The organism is Pacificimonas aurantium, assembly GCF_020092905.1.
Lineage (GTDB): Bacteria > Pseudomonadota > Alphaproteobacteria > Sphingomonadales > Sphingomonadaceae > Pacificimonas > Pacificimonas aurantium.
The window spans coordinates 844,563-865,438 of the sequence record NZ_JAGSGB010000002.1 but is presented as its reverse complement, the minus strand read 5'-3'; the positions used below and the strand labels follow the sequence as shown (position 1 = coordinate 865,438).

The following is a 20,876-nucleotide window of genomic DNA, read 5'->3' as shown; positions in this document are numbered from 1 at the left end:
GCATCCCCCGCTAAGGCATCGCCGATGCGCGAAGCCGATATCATCGACCTGCTGAGACCGCTGGCGGCCAACGAGACGGCGGCGGGCCTCGCCGACGATACGGCTCTTTGGTCACCGCCCATCGGGCGCAACCTCGTTCTGACCCACGACATTATAGCCGAGGGCGTGCACTATCTTCCGGACGACAGCCCGTCCGATATCGCGTGGAAGCTGGTCGCGGTGAACCTGTCCGATCTCGCGGCGAAGGGCGCTACCCCGAGGGGCGTTCTTCTTGGCCTCTCGCTTTCGGGGGAAGACGAACCCTGGCTCCAGGGGTTCGCCGACGGCCTCGGCAGAGTGCTTGCCGAGTTCGGCGTCGAACTGTGGGGCGGCGACACGGTTCGGGCTCCTACGACGAGTCTGGGCTGCACCGCCATTGGCGATGTGGTGGGCCGGGCCGTCGCCCGGGTCGGCGGCGCCGCCGGAGACCGGCTCTACGTCACGGGGACGATCGGGGATGCGGGTCTCGGCCTTGCCGCCCGCCGCGGCGAGATCGAGCCGAACCGGTTTCTAGAGCGGCGCTACCGGCTTCCCATGCCGAGGGTCAGCTTCGGCGAGAAACTCTCTTCCATCGGCGCGACCGCCGCGATGGACGTCAGCGACGGCCTGCTAATCGATGCAAGGCGATTGTCGCGCGCCAGCGGTTGCGGCGTGGAGATCTTCCTGAAATCGCTTCCGCTTTCCGACGCGGCGCGCCCCCTCGTTTCCGGCACCGACGACCTACTCGCCGCGGCGCGGGCCGGCGACGACTATGAACTGCTCTTCTCGCTGCCGCCGGGTCGAGAACAGGAACTGAAAGAGGCCGCCGAAGCAGCGCGGCTGCAGGTAAGCTGCGTCGGGCATCTCTTGGCAGATCCGGATTTCCGCGTCTTCGACGAGGACGGAACGGTCATAGAAGCCGACGTTCTTGGCTACGAACATTAGCGGGGGCGTGGCCGTCGCGGCTTGACCGCATCTTCAATCAAGCTAGCAGTTAGGGAAACCCGGCGGGGAGAGCCGAGATGCGCCTTCCCGACCGATAAGAATAAACGCATCTGGTCTTTTGGGGGAATTGCTTAGCATGGACATAGTGCTTGCCGCCATCTTGTGCGGATTGGCAGCCGTTCTTTACGGCATCGTTACGTCACGTTCGGTACTCGGCGCGTCCGCCGGCAGCGAACGTATGGTAGAGATTGCCGGCGCAATCCAGGAAGGGGCGAAGGCCTATCTGGGGCGCCAATATACCACCATCGCCATCGTCGGCGTCGTCGTCGCCGTTCTGGTCTTTATCTTTCTGGGGCTGATTCCCGCCGTCGGATTTGTCGTCGGTGCGGTTCTGTCGGGTGTGACCGGCTTTATCGGAATGAATATTTCCGTACGCGCCAACGTCCGGACCGCGCAGGCTGCGAACAGCTCGCTGCAGGAGGGGCTCAGTCTTGCATTCAAGTCGGGCGCCGTTACCGGGCTTCTGGTCGCCGGCCTGGCTCTGCTCGCCATTGCGGGGCTGTTCTATACCCTCGTGAATGTTAGCGGCCTTGCGCCGAACGACCGGACGGTCATCGACGGGCTTGTCGCTCTGGCATTCGGGGCGTCGCTGATTTCGATCTTCGCGCGTCTCGGCGGCGGGATCTTCACGAAGGCTGCGGATGTGGGCGCCGATCTCGTTGGCAAGGTCGAAGCCGGAATTCCGGAAGACGACCCCCGCAATCCGGCGGTCATTGCGGACAATGTCGGCGACAATGTCGGTGACTGCGCCGGCATGGCGGCCGACCTTTTCGAAACCTATGTCGTGACTGTCGGGGCCACGATGGTTCTGACCGCTCTGCTTCTGGGCGTCGGGCTGACGGGCGGGGCACTTTATGCGCTGATGGCCTTGCCGCTCATCATCGGCGGCGTCTGCATCCTGACCTCGATCGTCGGCACCTTCTTCGTCCGGCTGGGCAAGTCGCAGAACATCATGGGCGCCCTTTACAAGGGCTTCATCGTGACGGCGGTCCTGTCGATCCCCGCCCTTTACTTCGCTACCAGCTGGGCGCTTGGCGGCGAGATGAGCGCACCTATCGGTGCGGCGCAGCAGGCGCTCGAGCCGGCGCTGGGGACGAGCGCGGCCGACCTGGAACAGAATTTCCTCGCGGCGACGCCGTTTACGGGCATGGACCTGTTCTGGTGCATGCTCGTCGGGCTTGTCGTGACCGGCCTCATCGTCTGGATCACCGAATATTACACCTCGACCGAGTTCAGGCCGGTGAAGTCCATCGCGGCGGCATCGGTTACCGGACATGGCACGAACGTGATCCAGGGACTCGCCATCAGCCTTGAGGCGACGGCGCTTCCCACTCTGGTCATCTGTGCCGGCATTATCGTGTCCTACATGCTGGCGGGGTTGATCGGCATCGCCTTCGCCGCGACCGCCATGCTGGCGCTTGCAGGCATGATCGTGGCGCTCGATGCCTATGGTCCCGTCACCGACAATGCCGGTGGCATTGCTGAAATGGCCGAGCTCGATGAGAGCGTTCGTACGAAGACCGATGCCCTCGACGCCGTCGGCAACACCACCAAGGCGGTGACGAAGGGCTACGCCATCGGGTCCGCCGGCCTGGCGGCGCTCGTGCTGTTCGGCGCCTATACCGAGGATCTGAAGTTCTTCACCGATCAACTGGGGCTCGAGGGGCCGGTGAACTTCTCCCTCTCCAACCCCTATGTCATCGTGGGCCTGCTGCTGGGCGCGCTGCTGCCCTATGTGTTCGGCGCCTTCGGCATGACGGCGGTCGGCAGGGCCGGCGGAGAGGTCGTCAAGGAAGTGCGCGAGCAGTTCCGCAACGATCCGGGCATCATGGCCGGGACTTCGCGTCCGAACTACGGCCGCACCGTGGACCTGGTGACGAAGGCGGCGATCAAGGAGATGATCTTGCCCTCGCTGCTTCCGGTGCTGGCGCCCATCGTCGTCTACTTCGTGATCAGCTGGATAGCTGGTCCGCAGGAGGGCTTTGCTGCGCTCGGAGCCCTGCTTTTGGGTGTGATCGTCTCGGGTCTCTTCGTGGCGCTGTCGATGACGTCGGGCGGCGGAGCCTGGGACAATGCCAAGAAGTATATCGAAGATGGCAATCATGGCGGCAAGGGCTCGGAAGCTCACAAGGCTGCCGTGACCGGCGATACCGTCGGCGATCCCTACAAGGACACGGCCGGTCCGGCGGTGAACCCGATGATCAAGATCACCAATATCGTTGCGATCTTGCTTCTGGCTGCGCTCGCGCACTAGCCAAACCGTATCCGGGGAGGGGGCTTCGAGCCTTCTCCCCGTTCACCTTCTGACAGCAAGATGGTCCGCTGAAGCTAGCCGAGCGCACCGAAGCTGTGAGCGATGGCGCGGGTGACCTTCAGAGTCAGGGCGTAGGCCGTTTCGATGGCATCGATATAGCGCTCCTGGATATCCTCATAGGCAGGGCCGCCATTGTCGGGATAGCCGGTCGGCTCCTCCATATCGAAATCGGAAATATTCGCCGCGTCCACCGGATAGGCCTGCCTGAGAAGGCCGAGCACATCCTCGATTCGCATGGCGAAGACCATTTCCAGAATGTCGTCGCGAGAAATGTCGTTTCGACGCGAGAAGGGCGGAATGGCCGCCGCCCGCAGGAAAATATGCTGCATCAGTGCGAGGCGAAGCGCGTGAAGCACGCCGAGCGTGCGCCGGCGCTCCTCGTTTCGGCCCGGCAGCTTCTCGTCCGGCAGCAGGTCGATGAGCTGGCGCAGCTTCAGCCCGTCGACTCGGAGCATGGTTGCAAGTTCGCGGAAGGCCGCCGTTCGGTCGTCGCTGGTCAGCCGTTCCGCAAGGTCGAGACAGGCATTCTCCAGTTCCGGTTCGGCACCCCGATAGGGGCGCGTTGCCCAATAGGCGCCGTTGAACGCTTCGCCATAGGCCACCAGCGTCTTGATGCTGGCGAGACGGTCCGAGGCTTCGACCAGACCGATCAGGTCCTGCGCCCGCTTGGACTGGGTAAACAGGGAGGCGAACTGGTCGCGCTCTGCCTCCGTGGCGCTTCCCACGCCCGCGATGACGTTCGCCGGATAGCCCAGCTGCTGCAACACGGCGTTGTTGGGAATGGCGCGAATCTGTCTCAACGTCATGTCGCGCTCGCCCGACTCCGACTGCCGGCGCGAGCGGCGCGATCCGGTCGTGGGTAACAGGCCTAGCCCGAATGCGGTGAGCGCCCGGTTGTAACTGGGGGCCCGGAACAGCGATGCCTGGGCGCGCCGCACGTCGCGGTAGAAATCCAGGCTGACGTCGACTTCCTCGTAGAATGGGTCGTGCGCGTCGTCGGCCGAGAGAGCCAGAGACGATTCCGCGATTCTGACAAGCGTGGCATAGGCGAGGTCTTCGGTTCCGAAGAAGAGATAGCCATCTCCGCCCTGAAAGCTCGCTTCGGGACGCAATTCGATGTCCTGCTGCGCAAAGCGGCTTCTCGCCCAGCGGCTGAGCGCGTGAGCAAGGCGCGCCTCCACTGACAGGGGATGGGCACCGCGTCCCATCGATTCGCCGTGGGTGTTGAAGATCAGCGCAGCAACGTCGGTCAGACCGTGCCGCCCCATCAACTCGGCCATCCGGCCCTGCAACCGTTCTATGGCGAGCGCGGCAGGGATCTGGCCCATGAAGCGCCCAGCGTCCGAAAAGCCGGTCTGGATCGCAGAAACGCCGCGGCGGCGGACATAGTTCTGGTAGGCAGGCTCTGCGAATAACGCGTCGAGAAAGCGGCCGCCATGTTCCAGCGCCTCGTTCGTCTCGAACAGCGGGGAGATGTCGATCCGGTCCTCGATGCCGAACAGGCGGGCGAAATAGAGCGCGGACAAGACGGTGGCGGGCTGCTCGCACTCTGCAATGAGCAGGCGGATCGGCGAGTCCGCGTCGATGTGTTTCAGCATCTGCGCCATCGCGATGAACTGGCGCAGGGCCGTGGTGGTCTCGATGGCGAGCGCCGCGAAGTTGACGGGTACGGGCTCCGCCTCGTCGATCAGGCTGCGTAGCCGCGCAATCGCCGTGCGGCTGGACATGGCAAGGCCGGTATCGCCGCCCATGCGCCGCCTGATCGCATTGTGAAGCTGGCTCGCATTCATGCGGAAATGCACGGTGCCGATGCCCAGCCGGTCGGTCCTCATCGCCGCCGCAACGGGAACGAGGCGGGTAGCCAGATCCTCGTCCGCTTCGGCGATGACCGCGTCCAGATCGCCCAGCATTTCGTCCATGGCGATCAGACGGTCGGGGTGCGGCGTCGTCATCAGATTAGCCGCGTCCGACAGCGCGTCGGCGTCATCGCCCGCTCCGGCGAATGCCGCGATGACCTTGCGCGTGTGATTCTGCGCTCTGTCCAGACGCTCGCGAATGGCGTCGAGCCGGCTCTCTCCCTCGCCAAGCTCGGCCAAGGCTTCGGAATAGCGCTCGAGCTGTTTGCTTTTCTCGATCAGCCGGAACCGGATCGGCATCGACCAGCCGATATCCGTCCGGCCGTCCATGTCGTAGCCGACCCAGGTCGCGAAGCTGAACGGTTGCGGCCGGAAGCTGCGCCACTTGTCGGGGAAGGCCTGCCGCGCTTCGTCGACCAGAACTGAGGTCATGCGCGCGCGCGCGTCCGCAGCCCGTTTGCTCGTGGCCATGACTGCTGCATGTTCGCTTTCCAGCGTCGGGTCCGCGCCCTCCAGTTCGGGGTCGGCCTCCTCGCCGCTGGCGAGCTTTGCCAGCGCGTCATAACCGCCGTCGGACAGCATGAAGGTCGGATGCGCGGTGAAGACGCTTCCCAGAAAGGGGCGTTCCCACCTGCTGCGGAACTGGGAAAAGTCAGCGTCGCTGCGAACGAGGGCGCGCAGACGCTCGTCATTCTCGCCGAGGTTTACAGGCGAGAGCAGATCGTTCAGCCGCGCCGCCCTGTCGCGAAACGCATGGCGTTCATAATCCTCGATGATCTCGGAGAGCTCTTGCAGCCTGAGCTTGCCGCCCTCGATCAGGCGCGAGAGCTCGAAGGCAAGCTGACTGACCGGGTTGAAGAGCGGGGTCTCGCGCGTGCGGTCGTATAGCTCTGCAAGGCGTCCCTTCAGGTCCGACAGGATCGATGTCTCGCTCATGTGGCTCTCCCGGCTGCGTCCTACCTGCCAAATCGGTTGGGGCGCCGTCATGCAAGAGCGGCGGGCGATTTTCTTCGCAGGTGCAGCGTGAACGGACGGGGCAACAGCTTGTGCCGTGCCCCGTTCATTCTCCGTCGCCAGATGCTCAGTCGAGCGAGAGCGCCGCCTTGATGTCGGCCCAGCTGGCGAACTTGAAATTCTGCTGACCGGTCCCGGTGATGCCGTCCTGCGCGACGAACAGTCCATCCGGATAGTCAGGTCCGAAGCCGCCGAGGACAAGATCGATACCGTCGGTTTCCTCGGTGCTGTCGAGCGCGCCGCCACCAATGCCGAACCGGCCGGCGAACGCGCCGGAAGGCAACTCGTAGACGGCATAGCGATTGTCGCCCTGGCTCGAGGCGATCAGATAGCCGCCGGTGTCGCCCTGCGGTGCAAGGGCAAGCCCCTCGACGTCGGCGACGAGTTCGGCCGGCGCCACCGACGCCAGCAGCGACCCAGGCGCCGGCGCTCCCTTCAGGTCGAAGCTCCAGATGCCGCGGATTTCCTCGCCGACGTAGAGCGTGTCCGTTCGCGGGTCGACGACGCAGCCTTCGGGCTGCGTTTCGACGCTGTAGCTGCGTCCCGTCGGCTCGAACGCATCCGCCCTGAGCGCGATCTCGTAGAAGCTGCCTTCCTTCGTACCCAGATATGCGAAGGCGCCGCCGCCGCGCAGGGCCATGCAGAAGCCGTAGGCCTCGCCTGTTCCGACCGCCGCCGCGCCCAGCGGGGTCAACTGCCCGGTCTGCGGGTCGAGGCGATAGAATTGCGCCTGCGGCCGCTGCGGCTGTTCTCGGTCGCTCGCGCCCACGAGGATCGTGCCGTCGGCAAGTTCCACCAGCGCCGTATTGTTGAGCGCCGGAGCGGGACTGAAGCTCAGCTCCTCGCCGTCCAGATTATAGACGTAGAGGCCGAGATTCTTGTCGGTCCCGACGATCAGGCTTTCGGTGGGCTTCTCGTCGTTGCGCCAGATCGCCGGGTCGTCCGCCGCGTCGTCGTTGCGGGTGGCGACGGGCTGCGTCTCGGCCACGGCGGGAACCAGTGCGCCCGGGGCGTCCGGCACGGTCGCGCAGGCCATCAGGGAAAGCGGAAGAAGAAGAGAAAAACGCATTAGAATGTGGCCCTTACGCCGAAGTTTGCGGTGTAGCTATATTCTTCATATTGAAGAAGGCGGCGTCCGCCTTCAAAATTCTGGTAGGCGAAATAGGGCTCGTCGGTGATGTTCACCCATTCGCCGAAGATCTGGATGTTGTCGGTGACGAACAGCTTCACGCTCCCGTCCAGCTGCAGGTGGTCGGCCACATAACGGTCCTCGTCGGCACCGCCGCCCACTTCATCGAGATAGAGGTCGCGGTAGGTGGCGGCGACGCGGATCGAGAGCGGGCCTTTTTCATAGCCGATGACGGCATTGGCCGTGTGCTCTGACGTGGCGGGTAGCCGGATTTCGCGGCCGTCCGCCAACGTGCCCGAGGCATCGGTATAGGTGTAGTTCACATTGAGGAGCAGCCCGTCGAACGGCGCGGGGAGCATGGTGAAGGCCTGCGCATATCCGAACTCTGCGCCGAAGACCTCGGCGCTGTCGCCATTTTCCGGAATGACCGCTTCGTCGAACGTGACGCCGTTATAGCTGCCGAAGAATGGCGCGTCGTCGGCATCATATTCTCGGAAGACGAGGTAGTTGCTGATGTCCTTGTAGAAGGCGTTTGCCGTCAGCGCACTGGACGTCGCGAAATACCATTCGGCGGAAATGTCGGCGTTCCAGGCCTCGTTCGGAAGGAGGTCGGGGTTGCCGAATTCGCCTTCCCGCTCTTCGTCGGAACTTTCTTCGATGGCGAAGCGCGGCGCCAGATAGGCCAGATTCGGCCGAACCAGGCTCTTGTAGCCCGCTGCGCGCAGGACGAGCCTGTCGACCGGGGTGTAGCGGACGTTCAGGCTGGGCAGCCAGTCGGTATAGCTTCGCTCAAGTTCGTTCGGCGTGACGACGACAAGGTCTTCGCCATCGGGGGTGCCTTCCTCGATCAGTTCGACCGTGTTTCCGGAGATTTCGTTCTCCGTGTGCTCGACCCGGACGCCGCCGATGACGCGCAGGCTGGTGCTTTCCCAGCGGCCGAGCGCATAGCCGGCCTGAATGTCCTCGTCGTTGGTATAATCCTCGACCGCGCTGTCGAACTGGCTGTCCACGTCGGCAAGTTCGAACCGGTCGCGGTTGGCGAAGAAAAAGTCCGCAGCGCCGCTGAAGCTCGGCACCGGGGAGAGTCCGGCCAGGCGGTAGCTGGGATCGCCGACCACATTGGCGAGCGTGTAGGTGCCGTCGAAACCGTCGTAGAGGCGAATTTCGCCATCGAACCGTTTCTGGCGCCAGCGACCCTTATAACCCGCCTGGACGGTGAAGTCGCCGCCGCCCGTGGCAAAGGTTCGGCCGACGTCGAGTTGCAACGCGAATTCCTCGTCCTGTGCGTCGGAACGGTCGGTCAGCTCGACTTCGTCCAATTCGTAGCGAGCCGGATCGAAGAACAGCCCTGCGCCCGAATCCACGGAGAACGCTGGTACGCGGTCGCTGAAGTCGAAGGTCGCAGCGAAGCCGTTGTTATCGAAGTCTTGCGCGAAGGTCGTGGGATCGACCGATCCGTCCTCATTTTCCGATGAGAGCGCCCAGCTTGCCTGATACTCGAGGGTCCAGGGACCCTCGATGGTTTCGCCCCCAACGCTCAGCGTGCGGACGCGCTGGGACTCGAAGCGGTCCTTCACGTCTCTTTCGACCCCGATTTCGCCATCGGCATCGCTGAACGTGACTGTCGTTCCCGTACCGCTGGGCTCTTCGTCGAAGCCGAAGATCAGGCGCCGGCGATATTCCTGATCATCGAACTGGCTGTAGAGACCGCGGACGTAGAGCTCCGTCCCGGGCGTGAGACGCATGTCGACATTCAGCGTCGCCGTGAACCGCTCACGCTCCACGTCATAGTCGCGGAACTCGATGGCTTCTGGATACAGCGCCCCGTCATCGGTCACCGCCCAGTCCTCCGCCTCGACATTGTCGGTGGAGAATTTCCGCTGGTCGTAGCTGACGCCGCCGGCGATGCCGAGATCGTCGGTCAGGCGCATGGCGAATTCGGCGCCGACCCGCGGCGTCCACTCGTCGCGCAGGTCGTTGTAGCTCCCTTCCGCCTTGACCGCGAACAGGTCGTCGGTGCGGTCGAAAGCGCTCGTCGTGTTGATTTCGATGGCAGCGCCGATCGTGTCGGCATCCATGTCCGGCGTGAGCGACTTCTTCACTTCGATGCTCTCGATCAGTTCCGACGAGATGACATCGAGCGCAACGGCACGGATGTCCGACTCGGGCGAAGGGACGCGGACGCCGTTGACCGAGGTCGAGTTCAGGTTCGGGTCGAGGCCGCGCACGGCGACGAAGCGGCCTTCACCCTGGTCGTTCAAGACATTGATGCCGGGCAGGCGGCGGATCGATTCGGCTACATTCTGGTCGGGAAACTGACCGATGGCGTCGCGGGTCAGGACCGACGACACGCCGTCGGCGGCGCGCTTTCGGGCGAGGGCGCTGGTCTGCGTGGCGAGCTGACCGACGATGATGATCACATCGTCTTCTAGTGTCGTGCCGAGGCGGAAGTCGGCGGTGACCACGCCGGTCGCGGGTACCGTCACGCTCGCCGTCTCATTGGCATCGGATCCCAGATAGGTGGCTTCCAGGGTGTAGGTGCCTGGCGCTAGGTCGGAAAACTGGAAGCTGCCGTCGCGCTCGGCAAAGGCGCTGCGACCGAGTTCGGGAATTGTGACTTCCGCACCCTGAAGGGGCCGAACGCCGCTTTCATCGAGAACGGTGCCGCGGATTTCCGAGGCAGAGGCGGCGGACACGGCAAAGATGGACAGGGCGATCAGGCTGGCTGACCGGGCGAGTTGACGGCGCATGATTTCGATCCCTTTTGTGGTTCGGCGCGCCGGTAGGAGATCGATATGACGGTTTTTGTGCAGCTGCGCACAGCTTGAAGAAATCAACCTCGGTTGTGGTTATAGGGCCACAGTCTGTTTTCGGTCAGGCAGCGACCGGGCCGGCTGGTGCGTCCAACCTGCTGCGCAGCCGTCTGCGCAGGGGGGCGCTGAGTCCGCCGGCGGCAACAACCGTCGCCGCGACCGCAAGGTAGACGAACAGGACATGCCGCCCAGAGCCCATGGGAAAGGGGCTCGCCGCCGCGGCAAGAATTCCGACCGGCAGGTGCAGCAGATAAAGTTCGAACGTGTGGTCCGCGACAGTCCTCGTCCAGCGAATGAAGCGGCGAGGCGGATCGAAGCGCGCTACGACGACCTGCGCGCCGCCGATCAGCAGGACCGTGGCCACGCCGGCGGTATAGCGCTCGGTCAACCGCGGGAATGGCAGTGCCTCGTCGAACATGCGGATTGCCTCGATCTCGCGAAAGAACTGGACCCACAATGCCAGTCCCACCGCGATCATGAGCGTCGCTGCCGCGTTGCCGATGCGATCTCGCCAATACCAGAGTGCTGCGCCTGCGAACCAGAGAGGGGCGAGGATCAGAATATATGGCCCGGCAAGCAGCAGGATGACTGCCGTCAGTGCCAGCCTGCGCCAGCCTTTCAGGAACAGAAGTATGCCGAACAGTGCATAATAGGCCGCCTCGTAGGAGAGGGACCAGAAGGGGCCGTTCGTCCCGGGAAAGTGCGGCAGGCTGTGAAACGGCCAACTGCCCTGCAGATGAAGCAGACTGAGAATATGGGGCCGCAGGTCGTCCAGTTTCGTGCTTGGCACGTGATCCGACAGATAGACCTCTGGAAACAGGCGAAGCCCGATCATGTCGCAGGCGAATGTGACGACGAGGGCGGGAATCACGACCGACCACAGACGGCTGACACGAGCCGCCGAATAGGGTCTCGGACCCGCCTGACTGTTGGTCGTTGCCGCGATGACGAAACCCGACAGGACGAAGAAGACCATCACCGCGGCCTGCAGTCCGAAGCCTGCCGGCCACAGATAACCGCCGGTCAGCCATGCGCCGGACAAATGCCCCACGCATACCGTCAGAGCGGCCGCGAACCGAACGGCATCCAGTAGCAGCGACAGGCCCGGCTGAATCGTAACTGGCGCGGCAACGCGGGCAGCGGCGGCCCGGGCGTCCGGTGTGCTTGCCATGAAAGTCCCCCGCGCGGTCTGCTCGCCGGCTATCGCTAATACAGATTAAGCAGCTTCAGGAAATATCCTTCCTGCCTCCCTCCGCATCGAACAGGGCCCCCGGGACGGTTTTCAGATGAACGTCGCGCTGCGGGAAGGGAATCTCGATCCCATGTTCCTTGAACAAGTCCCAAAGCCGGTTGAGGATCGCCGAGCGGACGTTGCCGACCCCTTCCTCGGCGTCGTTGATCCAGCAGAGAATGTCGTGGTCGACGGAACTGTCGCCATAGCCTTTCAGCCATACATTCGGCGGCGGGTCCGCAAGCACGCGCTTGGTTTCCTTCGCCGCCTGAAGCATCAGCTCCTGTGCCTTGTGGATGTCGCAATTATAAGACACGCCGACGGGCACGTGGATGCGGACATTGCGGCTGGAATAGCTCCAGTTCTCCACCTGCTCAGTCATCAGGATTTCGTTCGGAATCAGATATTCGATGCCGTCGCGGGTGATGATGGAAACGGCGCGGACGCCGATCTTGTTGACCCAGCCGAAGGTGTCGTCGACGACGATGACGTCGCCGGGCTTGATCGACCGGTCGACCAACAGGATCAGGCCGGACAGAAGATTGCCGAACGTCTTCTGCATGCCGAAGCCGATGGCGAGACCGAAGGCACCGGAGAAGACCGCGAGTGCGGTCAGATCTATGCCGAGAAGCTCGATGCCCAGGAAGAACGCGACGGCGACAACCGCAATGCCGCTGATCTTCTGGAACAGAACGCGCTGCGACAGGTCCAGGCGGGATGACGAGCCGATCTGCCGGCTGAGAAGCTGCGCCGCGAACCGCGAGAGCGTATAGAGCACCACGACGACGACGACCGCGTTCAGCACGTCGAGGATCGAGACGCGCCGTGTCCCGATGCGCAGCGCGGCGTCGTCCAGTGCGGTAATCAGCGGCTCCAGCCCGCCCAGTGAGGAGGCGATCGAGGCGAGACCGGCCAGCAGGCCGAACAAGAGGGCAAGGATCGTGTTGATCCGCAGCAGCCGCGAAATCACGTAGGCAAGACGGCCGACCGCCAGCCCTAGGGCGATTGCGATCAGGACCGCGCCGTAAAAGCCGAACGCCTGCACGGCCTTTGCCGCCACGAGGATCGTGACGACCGTACCGACACCCAGAAGGCGCGGGGCGTGGGTCGCGATGTGGTGAAATGCCGTCGCGTCGCGCTGATTTAGAAACGCGCGTAGGCGCGGGCCGACATAGCGCTGGACGGCCCACCCGGCGACCCAGGCCACGAAAATCGCAATGGCCGCGAAGATCAGCGTGTCCTGCTGGACCACCGTGTCCACGGGAACGCCCAGCCGAACGGCGACCTGCTGCCAGTCGCCGAACAGCTCCGTCATGTGGCCAGGCCCGCTTGCCGGGCGAAGCGGTCGAGGCCCGCTATAAGGTCCTCCAGAAGGTCCCCGGGATCTTCCATGCCGATATGAATGCGTAGGATCGGCCCGGCGGCGCGAAATTCGGTCGCCGTCCTCAGTTCGCCCGGATCCACAGGCAGGACCAGGCTCTCATATCCGCCGAACGAGAAGCCCATGGAAAACAGCTCCAGCCGGTCCACCATGGCGGCGAGATCCGACCTCGATCCGCCGGCCAGTTCGATGGAGAAGAGGCTCGAATAGCCCGCGAAGTCGCGTTGCCACAGCTCATGCCCCGGGTCGCCGTCGAGCCCAGGGCACAGCACCCGCGCGACTGCGGAATGGCGGGCGAGTTCGCGGGCGATGTGGAGCGCGCTCTCTCCATGACGTTTCAGCCTGGAATCGAGCGTCCTCAGACCGCGCAGGGTCAGATAGGCATCGTCGGGGCCGACGGTCTGACCGAGGCGAAGCGCCATCGCCTTTACGCGAGGCCAGTGACTTTTCCGCGCTGTCAGACTGCCCATCAGGACGTCGGAATGGCCGACGACGAACTTGGTGAGCGACTGAATCTCGATATCGACGCCGCGATCGAGCGCCGGAAACAGCAGCGGGCTAGCCCAGGTATTGTCGGCGATGGTCGTGATGCCCGCGTCCTGCGCGGCGGCGCAGATGGCGGGCACATCCTGCACCTCGAAAGTCAGCGAGCCCGGGCTTTCCATATAGACCGCACGGGTGTTTTTTCGGAACAGCGCCGCAACATCGCCGCCGATGCGCGGGTCGTAATATTCCGGTTCGGCTCCAAGCCGCTCCAGGAGCCCTTTCGCCATGGCCCGGGTGGGTTCGTAGACGCTGTCGGCTAGAAGGACGTGATCGCCCGGCCTGACGACGGAAAGGAAGGCGCCCGCGATCGCGGCGACTCCGGAGGGGAATAGTCTCGTCCCCTCGGCCTGTTCCTGCAGGCTCGTAAGCGCCTCTTCCAGGGCCCACAGTGTCGGCGTCCCGCGCCGTCCGTAGAACAGGCCCGAATCCGGGTCGGCCCGGCGAGCATCGAATTCCGCAAGCGTTTCGAACGTGCAGGTAGAGGCGTGGTAGACGGGCGGGTTGACGACGCCCTGGGTGAAACGCCGGGCCCGCCCGGCGCGCGCCAGGCGCGTCGCCGGCTTCAGCCCTGGCGTCGGCCTATCTCCGCTCACGCGGCTCCCGTCACCTTGTTGGTGTCCGACTGCCCGCCCCATTCGGTCCAGCTGCCGTCGTACAGCGCGGTACGCTCGGCCCCGATAAGGTGCAGGGCGAAGGACAGAACTGCGGCCGTAATCCCGCTGCCGCACATGGTCACGACCGGCAGTTCGGTATCGATGCCGGCATCGCTGAAGATTTGCTTCAGCTCGGCCTTCGACTTGTAGGTGCCGTCATCGTTGAACAGCTGCGAATGCGGAACGTTCTTCGCGCCGCGGATATGGCCGGCAGCCACGCCCTCGCGGGGATCGTCTTCCTCGCCGGTGAAGCGGGCCGCGGGGCGCGCGTCCACGACCTGTTCGGCGCCGGTCTTCTGGTTTTCCTTCATGTCGGAAAGCGTCCGGACGCCGCTTTCGTCCTTCCAGACGGTGAAGTGCCGATGGCGCACGCTGGCCTTGCCGCTCTCGACCGGCCGGTTCTCCGACTTCCACTTCGACAGCCCGCCGTCGAGAACGGCGACTTCATGAGCTCCGAAGGTCTTCAGCATCCACCAGGCGCGCGCGGCCGTCTTCAGGGGGCTGTCATCATAGACGACGATGCGGCTGCCATCGCCGAGACCGAGCGCCTGCATGCGGCTCGCGAACTTCTCCGCGGAGGGCAGCATGCCCGGAAGATCGCTGTCCTGGTCGGCAAGCTCGGCAAGGTCCATGAAGACCGCGCCGGGGATATGCTCTTCGTCGAATTTGGCTCGGGCGTTCTTGTCCAGGAAATAGGTCGCATCGACGATGCGGAGATCGCTCTTGTCGAGTTCGCCTGCCAGCCACTCGGTCGAAACCAGCGAGTCCATGGGTCGTCCTACCTCCGCTTCATTGTCTGGGCCGGTTCCCTTAGCGACGCCGCCGGGCGAAGGCTAGCGTCCGACCTGCTGCCCGCGCTAGATGCGGGCGATGGAACCGAAATTTCTTGGCAAAGACTCGTCGCTGCCGGCATCGCCGGAAGACGCCGTTCTCGACTATGTGCCCAATCCGCGCCCGGACGAGCGCTTTCTGGTCCGCTTCACGGCGCCTGAGTTTACCTCTCTTTGTCCGGTAACGGGCCAGCCCGACTTCGCCCAGCTGATGATCGACTATGTACCGCAGGAAACCATCGTGGAATCCAAGTCGCTCAAGCTGTTTCTGGGAAGTTTCCGCAATCATGCTGCCTTTCACGAGGACTGCACGGTTGGCATCGGACGCCGGCTCGTCGACGAAATGAAGCCGGAATGGCTGCGCATCGGCGGCTACTGGTATCCGCGCGGGGGCATTCCCATCGATGTATTCTGGCAGACCGGTGCGCCGCCGGGCGGCGTCTGGGTGCCGGACCAGGGCGTGCCTTCCTATCGGGGACGGGGCTAGCCGCTGGCCCGAAGGGAACTGCGGCCGCTCCCGCCCCGGGCGCCGCCGTCTTCAAGGATGAAGAGAGGTTCGTCCTGGCCGTGCTGCATGGCTTGGTTCTTCCCCGCATTCTTCGCGCGGTAGAGCGCGTCGTCAGCATGCTTCAAAAGCGTGTCGGGCGTATCGGCGGGGGCCGACGCCGCCAATCCCAGGCTGATCGAAACCTCGAGTTCGGTCCCGGCAAGGGTCATTCGGCGCGCGACCTGCGGCAGCAGCCCAGCCGCCAGCTCGGTCAGGGTTCGCTTCCCCGCCACCGGATAGATCAGCGCGAATTCGTCGCCTCCGATCCTCGCGGCCCGGGAGCGCGGTCCGGCAGCAGAGCGCAGCCGCTCCGCCACCGTGCGCAGATAGACGTCGCCGGCCGCATGACCGAGTTCGTCGTTGACGCCCTTGAAATCGTCGAGATCGGCGATGGCGATAACGACCTGCGATCCGCACGCCATCGCTTCCATGATGGCAAGGTTGAGCGCCTCATCGAAGCCCCGCCTGTTGAGAAGCCCGGTAAGAGGGTCCGTTACCGACTGCTCGCGCACCTGGCGCTCGAGCAGCAGGCTGCCGACGATCTGGCGGAAATGCTCGCGGATGAAGCGAATGAGGAGGAGCGCGACCGATAACCCGCTGACCGCGACCATGCGGGCGAGAACGTCGTCGGAGGCAAGCAGGACGACCGCGCTGGGAACGATCGAAATGAGAAGCGCGAGGACTGCGGCTTTCTGCAAGGGCGCGAAGCTGAACGCGATGCAGAACGACCCGAAGAACAGCGACAGCGGAATGACGACCGGTTCCGAAGAAACATCGAGCAGATAGCAGGACATGGCAACGAGGCTTGCAAGGCCTATCGCGCCCAGCCCGCCGACCATGGCCCTTTGCAGGAAGACGTCGAGGCCCTCGTCCGGAATCTCGTCCTTCGTGCGTCGCTGCCACGAGAAGATGCGGTAGATGCTGAACAGGGGAAGAAAGGAAAGCAGGGCGATAACCCAGGCCGGCGCGCCGTCATGGATCGCAAGCCAGAGTATCAGGACCATACTGAAGGTACCGACACCGTGAAGCAGCGGGATCTGGCCGCGCAGCCTTTCGAACTGCAGGCGTCTCAGTTCGGGCAGGATTTCCACGGGCGGGGCAGGGAACAGGCCGCTGCCAAGTCGTTTCGCGATCGACGCGATGGCGCGAAACACAGCGGCAACACCTCCCCCAAAGAGTTAAGCCGAGTTTAACTGTCTTCCGGACGTGGTCAAACTGGCTCTCACGCAGCAAAACCTTATGGGATGCCAATCAGCTTGTGGGTCTGCAGGCTCAGCCGCCAGCCGGGATGGTCCAGGCAGTAGCGCGTTGCTGCGGCGATGTTCTCGGCCTGGGACGGGCCGTCCATCGGCTGCAGGTAGAAATGCTCGAAGTCCAGATGCTCGAAGTCGGCCGGGTCGTTTTCCGCCTGCGGATAGACCAGCTTGAGTTCCTGGCCCCGGGTCTGAACCAGCGGCTGCGCAGCTTTCGGACTGATGCAAATCCAGTCAACGCCATCCGGTGCGGCGATCGTCCCGTTCGACTCTATGGCGATCTCGAAGCCGCGGCGGTGAAGCGCGTCGATAAGCTGGCGATCAAGCTGCAACAGGGGTTCGCCGCCGGTACATACGACCAGCCGCGCCGGTTGCGCCAGGCCCCAGACCTCCTCGACCAATCCGGCCAGTTCCTCGGTCTCGTAGCGTCCCCCGCGCTCCCCGTCGGTACCGACGAAATCCGTGTCGCAGAAGGTGCAGACGGCACTAGCCCGGTCGCGCTCCCGGCCCGACCATAAATTGCACCCGGAGAAACGCAGGAACACCGCGCGCCGTCCCGCCTGAGCTCCTTCGCCCTGCAGGGTCAGGAACAACTCCTTGACCGCGTAGCTCATGCGTAGGCCGTTGGGTCCGGCAGGCCGGCCTCGACAAACCCCTTGTGGCGCAGGCGGCAGGCATCGCACCGGCCGCAGTGAAGAACCTGTCCGCCTTTCTCGACCGGATCGTAACAGGTCCAGGTTTCGCCGGCATCGACACCCAGCTGGCGCGCCAGGGTCGCGATCCCCGCCTTGTCGAGATCGATCAGCGGCGTGTGCACCTGGAACCGGTCCCCCTCGGTGCCGGCCTTCGTCGCCTGCGCCGCCAGATCCTCGAAGGCCTTGATGAACGCCGGCCGGCAGTCGGGGTAACCCGAATAGTCGAGAGCGTTCACGCCAATATAGATGTCGCGCGCGCGCGAAGCCTCGGCGAAGGCCAGCGCTACCGACAGGAAGACCGTGTTGCGTGCGGGGACATAGGTGGAGGGGATCTGGCTGTCGTCGACCTCGCCTTCGCCCTTCGGCACTTCCATGTCCGAGGTCAGCGCCGAACCGCCAAATGCCGACAGGTCGAGCGGCAGGACGACGTGACGCCGCGCTTCGAACCTCTCCGCGGCGCGAGCGGCGGCGTCCAGCTCCACCCGGTGCCGCTGGTTGTAGTCGATGGTCAGCGCAAGCAGTTCGAACCCGTCCGCGCGCGCCTGCGCCGCGCAGGTCGTGGAATCGAGCCCGCCTGAAAGAAGTACGACAGCCTGTCTTGTCATTCCCCATGAACTGGCCTTTCATCGTCACGAGGGCAAGATGGAGGGGCCGATGAAGCGGATTGGGGCGTTCGCACTGGGTTTGTGTGTGGCGGTCGGGGCGGGCCAGGTTCGCGCCCAGTCGCTGCAGGACCGCTATGATCAGGCGCAAAGCGCATATGAGGCCGAGGATTGGGGGCAGGCGGCGAGCGGCTTCACCGCCGTTCTTGGCGAACTAGCGCCGCAACAGAGAAATGGACCGGTAGGCGCGACCGTTCTCAGCCGCCTTGGCGATGCGCTGCTGTCTTTGGATCGCGAGGACGAGGCATTTTCCCGGCTGGAGCAGGCCGATCAGCTCTTTCGCGACTTTGGGGACACAAGTCTCGACGCGCTTTTCACGGCCCGCCGTCTCGCCGCGCATTACGAGTCGCGCGGCCTCCTCTCGGAAGCGGTCGACCTTTATCGGCGCGCCGCCTCCATGCCGGATGCTTCTCCGGTCGGACGGGCGAGTCTCGGTCTCGCCAGGACGCTGATGTTTCGCGATTCCGACCGGGCGCTGGCTATTCTCGACCGAGCCCTAAAGGCGTTGCCATCGATAGACGGTATGAGCGACGAGGTGCGGGAGCATAATGCCGCCAACCTGCATCTTCTGCGCGGACGCGCGCTTCTGAACGCAGGCCGCATGGATGAGGCCGTCGACGCCTATGAAGAAGCAATTCGCATCGTTGGAAGTTCTGGGCGGCGGATCTCGCTGCAGGATTCGGTGGTCCGGGGCGAGGCGAGCCTTGCCAATCTGCTTGCCGGGCGACGCAGTCGCGGCCTCGAACTGATGCAATATGCCGGATCGGCGACGGAGGAGGATTCGGTGCCTCCCCTCCCGTTCGACGTCGCATTGCCCGACTGCGCCCCCGTCACGAACATTCGTCCCGATGACATGATGGTGGTGGAGTTCGCGATCGGTGAGGACGGGAGCGTGGCCGCGATTTCTCCCATCTATTCGAGCCGCCCCGGCGAAATCGAAGAAGTCTTTCTGACCTCGCTCGTGGAGACTCTCTGGGATCCTGCCAGAATCTCGGAGGTGAATCCCTTCTGGCGGGCATCGCACAAGGTGGAAGTGCGATGCGTGACCGAAGCGGAGAAGTTGTCGCCGCTCGACTATTTCGCGCCTGCCGTGGCCGAATTGCTGCCCGGCGCGGTTTTGTCGGCGGAAGAGCCCACTATCGTTGACGCCCGCGCGGCTCTGTCGTCTTTGAACGAGTTGGCGGGAAGCCTCGATGACGTTTCCGATGCGGGCATCCCGTATTTGGTGCGTGTGCTCCAGTCTAAGATTCCGACCGGCAAGGACGACATCCTGGAGGCATTGATGGCCACTCCGGCTATCACCGCCTTAGAGCCGCCGGGCCAAGCCCTGGTCTGGAGCTATTTCGCAAGTCCCTATGACGAACCCAGAAGCCGGGAGCTTAATCGCCGGCTCCAGACGGCGATGTCGTCCGAGACGGAACTGGGCAGGTTAGCGCGCAGTGCGTTGTACCTTCTCAAGGCCAGACGGTTCGAGCATGAAGACAACGAAAGCGCGGCCAGCGAGACATATCGCCTGCTTCTCGAGGAAGGGCTCCCTGCCGAGTCGCTGCCCGTGAGTTTCGCGAAACTCCGGCTTTCGTCGCTCGCACTCGAGGAAGATCAGGCGGAGCTTGCACAAGCCTACCTCGACTCCACCGGGTTGAGCCCCACGCAGTGCTCGCTGCTTGACGCCGATCCGCTGATCGAGCGGACAAATGCGAATTCCTCGGACTTTCCCTCGGACATGGCGCGGCGCGGCTTCGCGGGAAGTTCGCTGACCAGCTACGACATCACGTCGGAGGGGATTCCGGTAAATGTCCGGACGGTCTACTCCTTTCCGCCGCTCCTGTTCAGCGATCCGGTCGAAAAGATTTCTGCCCGTATGCGCTACAACAAGATTTACCGCGAGGGCGGCACCATCGGATGCAGTGCCATGGTTCAGGCGTTCCGGTTCGGATACTAGCCGCGCGCCGCCAGCTTCCGTCTCTATCCCGAATGGCGGCAAACTGAGACATTGTCGCCCGCGCGCTGGCGGATTAGTTCGCGGCCGGTGAAACGTACGCTTCTTCCCCTCAATGCGCTGCGCGTCTTCGATGCGGCCGCCCGCCACCTCAGCTTTACGAAGGCGGCGGACGAGCTCCACGTCACGCCCGCTGCGGTCGGTCAGCAGATCCGCACGCTGGAAGAGACGCTTGGCGTCGTGCTGTTCCGGCGCCTGACCCGAAATCTCGAGCTCACGCCCGAAGCCGAACGTGCGCTCCCGGCGCTGCGCGAAGGGTTTACGCAGATCGAAAGCGCGGTTGATGCGATGCAGGCGGGGCAGGCGGACAAGGTCCTGACCATCGGCGCTCCGCGTGCGGTGATCGCGAAATGGCTGGCGCCGCGCCTCGCCCGGCTCGGGGCGTCTGCGGAGGATCGCTTCATTCTCGTTCCCACCGACGAGACCGGAAGCGGGGCGGCGCGGGATTTTTCCAGTACGAACATGGACCTCGCGATCATCTGGGGCGCGATGCCGGCCGAGGAAGAACTTTCCGGCAAGCGTATCGCCGCCGAGGAGCTTGTTCTCGTGGTCGCCGCGGACCAGCGGGACAGTTATGGGCGGCCTGCCGATCTCGGAGAGGCCCCGCTCATTCATTATCCAGGCCATAGCTGGCAGGAATGGTTCGATGCGGCGGGCGCCTCTCATGCCGATCTCGACGGCGGCCTCAGTGTTGCGGACTGGGGGCTCGCCATCGATGCGGCGGCCGCCGGTTACGGCGCAGCGAGAGTGCCGCGCACCCTCGTATCGGGTGACCTCGCTGCCGGGCGAGTCGCGGCGCTGTTCGAGCCGACCCCGTGCGATGAGGCTTTCTGGCTGGTCGCACCGCCGCAAAGCTGGCGCCAGCCCAAGGTGAAGGCGATGGTAGACGCCCTGATGGACGAAACCGGTAAAAGCTGACGGCTGTCAGCG

At 64.1% G+C, this 20,876-nt stretch carries 15 protein-coding genes; 5 read left to right on the top strand and 10 right to left on the bottom strand.

Annotated elements, in window-relative coordinates; translation table 11 throughout:
• The first annotated feature begins 24 nt into the window (after nt 1–24).
• The gene (gene thiL, locus KCN53_RS10925; protein ID WP_088712408.1) at nt 25–963 is read left to right on the top strand and encodes a thiamine-phosphate kinase; all 939 of its coding nucleotides are present in this window, start codon (nt 25–27) and stop codon (nt 961–963) included.
• A gap of 136 nt (nt 964–1,099) precedes the next feature.
• Nucleotides 1,100–3,277: a sodium-translocating pyrophosphatase gene (locus KCN53_RS10920; protein ID WP_088712409.1), complete on the top strand. Its 2,178-nt coding sequence runs from the start codon at nt 1,100–1,102 to the stop codon at nt 3,275–3,277.
• Nucleotides 3,278–3,351: 74 nt separating this feature from the next.
• On the opposite strand, the gene KCN53_RS10915 is transcribed toward KCN53_RS10920, so the two are convergent.
• From KCN53_RS10915 to sseA, 7 genes are all read right to left on the bottom strand, one after another.
• Nucleotides 3,352–6,129, bottom strand: coding sequence for a phosphoenolpyruvate carboxylase (locus KCN53_RS10915; protein ID WP_088712410.1), 2,778 nt, complete (start codon nt 6,127–6,129; stop codon nt 3,352–3,354).
• Between the two features lie 145 nt (nt 6,130–6,274).
• Nucleotides 6,275–7,276 carry a phytase gene (locus KCN53_RS10910; protein ID WP_088712411.1) on the bottom strand — a complete coding sequence of 334 codons (1,002 nt, stop codon included), beginning with the start codon at nt 7,274–7,276 and terminating at the stop codon, nt 6,275–6,277.
• Entirely contained in the window at nt 7,276–10,086 is a 2,811-nt protein-coding gene (locus KCN53_RS10905) for a TonB-dependent receptor (RefSeq protein ID WP_088713426.1), read from the bottom strand. Before KCN53_RS10905 ends, KCN53_RS10910 begins: the two co-directional genes overlap by 1 nt.
• Before the next feature lie 124 nt (nt 10,087–10,210).
• Nucleotides 10,211–11,320, bottom strand: a complete 1,110-nt coding sequence (locus KCN53_RS10900; protein ID WP_088712412.1) for an acyltransferase family protein — start codon at nt 11,318–11,320, stop codon at nt 10,211–10,213.
• 55 nt (nt 11,321–11,375) lie between these two features.
• The gene (locus tag KCN53_RS10895) at nt 11,376–12,695 is read right to left on the bottom strand and encodes a mechanosensitive ion channel family protein (protein ID WP_088712413.1); all 1,320 of its coding nucleotides are present in this window, start codon (nt 12,693–12,695) and stop codon (nt 11,376–11,378) included.
• Nucleotides 12,692–13,900, bottom strand: a complete 1,209-nt coding sequence (gene metC, locus KCN53_RS10890) for a cystathionine beta-lyase (RefSeq protein ID WP_224199609.1) — start codon at nt 13,898–13,900, stop codon at nt 12,692–12,694. The genes KCN53_RS10895 and metC overlap by 4 nt, the downstream gene beginning before the upstream one ends.
• Entirely contained in the window at nt 13,897–14,730 is an 834-nt protein-coding gene (gene sseA / locus KCN53_RS10885; protein ID WP_088712415.1) for a 3-mercaptopyruvate sulfurtransferase, read from the bottom strand. The genes metC and sseA overlap by 4 nt, the downstream gene beginning before the upstream one ends.
• Before the next feature lie 100 nt (nt 14,731–14,830).
• On the opposite strand from sseA, the gene queF reads away from it, so the two are divergent.
• A complete protein-coding gene (queF, locus tag KCN53_RS10880) occupies nt 14,831–15,277 on the top strand; it encodes a preQ(1) synthase (RefSeq protein WP_088713427.1) in 447 nt (148 codons plus the stop codon).
• Here queF and KCN53_RS16190 read toward each other — a convergent pair.
• The 3 genes from KCN53_RS16190 to queC all read right to left on the bottom strand — a co-directional run bounded on the left by KCN53_RS16190 (nt 15,274) and on the right by queC (nt 17,890).
• Nucleotides 15,274–16,491 (bottom strand): GGDEF domain-containing protein, encoded by a 1,218-nt coding sequence (locus KCN53_RS16190; RefSeq protein WP_088712416.1) that lies wholly within the window; start codon nt 16,489–16,491, stop codon nt 15,274–15,276. The two genes, queF and KCN53_RS16190, sit on opposite strands and share 4 nt — an antisense overlap.
• Nucleotides 16,492–16,574: 83 nt before the next feature.
• Nucleotides 16,575–17,204, bottom strand: coding sequence for a 7-carboxy-7-deazaguanine synthase (gene queE / locus KCN53_RS10870; protein WP_088712417.1), 630 nt, complete (start codon nt 17,202–17,204; stop codon nt 16,575–16,577).
• Nucleotides 17,201–17,890, bottom strand: coding sequence for a 7-cyano-7-deazaguanine synthase QueC (gene queC / locus KCN53_RS10865; RefSeq protein ID WP_088712418.1), 690 nt, complete (start codon nt 17,888–17,890; stop codon nt 17,201–17,203). The genes queE and queC overlap by 4 nt, the downstream gene beginning before the upstream one ends.
• A 49-nt stretch (nt 17,891–17,939) precedes the next feature.
• Here queC and KCN53_RS10860 point away from each other — a divergent pair, with 49 nt between their 5' ends.
• Nucleotides 17,940–19,889, top strand: coding sequence for a tetratricopeptide repeat protein (locus tag KCN53_RS10860; protein WP_088712419.1), 1,950 nt, complete (start codon nt 17,940–17,942; stop codon nt 19,887–19,889).
• A gap of 87 nt (nt 19,890–19,976) precedes the next feature.
• Nucleotides 19,977–20,864, top strand: coding sequence for a LysR substrate-binding domain-containing protein (locus KCN53_RS10855; protein WP_088713428.1), 888 nt, complete (start codon nt 19,977–19,979; stop codon nt 20,862–20,864).
• The last annotated feature ends 12 nt before the right edge of the window (nt 20,865–20,876 follow it).

Coding starts and splice junctions, on each gene's coding strand:
- queE (WP_088712417.1), bottom strand. CDS start 17,204: ATGAGCTACGCGGTCAAGGAGTTGTTCCTGACCCTGCAGGGCGAAGGA.
- KCN53_RS10915 (WP_088712410.1), bottom strand. CDS start 6,129: ATGAGCGAGACATCGATCCTGTCGGACCTGAAGGGACGCCTTGCAGAG.
- KCN53_RS10860 (WP_088712419.1), top strand. CDS start 17,940: ATGAAGCGGATTGGGGCGTTCGCACTGGGTTTGTGTGTGGCGGTCGGG.
- thiL (WP_088712408.1), top strand. CDS start 25: ATGCGCGAAGCCGATATCATCGACCTGCTGAGACCGCTGGCGGCCAAC.
- KCN53_RS10910 (WP_088712411.1), bottom strand. CDS start 7,276: ATGCGTTTTTCTCTTCTTCTTCCGCTTTCCCTGATGGCCTGCGCGACC.
- queC (WP_088712418.1), bottom strand. CDS start 17,890: ATGACAAGACAGGCTGTCGTACTTCTTTCAGGCGGGCTCGATTCCACG.
- sseA (WP_088712415.1), bottom strand. CDS start 14,730: ATGGACTCGCTGGTTTCGACCGAGTGGCTGGCAGGCGAACTCGACAAG.
- KCN53_RS10920 (WP_088712409.1), top strand. CDS start 1,100: ATGGACATAGTGCTTGCCGCCATCTTGTGCGGATTGGCAGCCGTTCTT.
- KCN53_RS10900 (WP_088712412.1), bottom strand. CDS start 11,320: ATGGCAAGCACACCGGACGCCCGGGCCGCCGCTGCCCGCGTTGCCGCG.
- KCN53_RS10905 (WP_088713426.1), bottom strand. CDS start 10,086: ATGCGCCGTCAACTCGCCCGGTCAGCCAGCCTGATCGCCCTGTCCATC.
- queF (WP_088713427.1), top strand. CDS start 14,831: ATGGAACCGAAATTTCTTGGCAAAGACTCGTCGCTGCCGGCATCGCCG.
- KCN53_RS10895 (WP_088712413.1), bottom strand. CDS start 12,695: ATGACGGAGCTGTTCGGCGACTGGCAGCAGGTCGCCGTTCGGCTGGGC.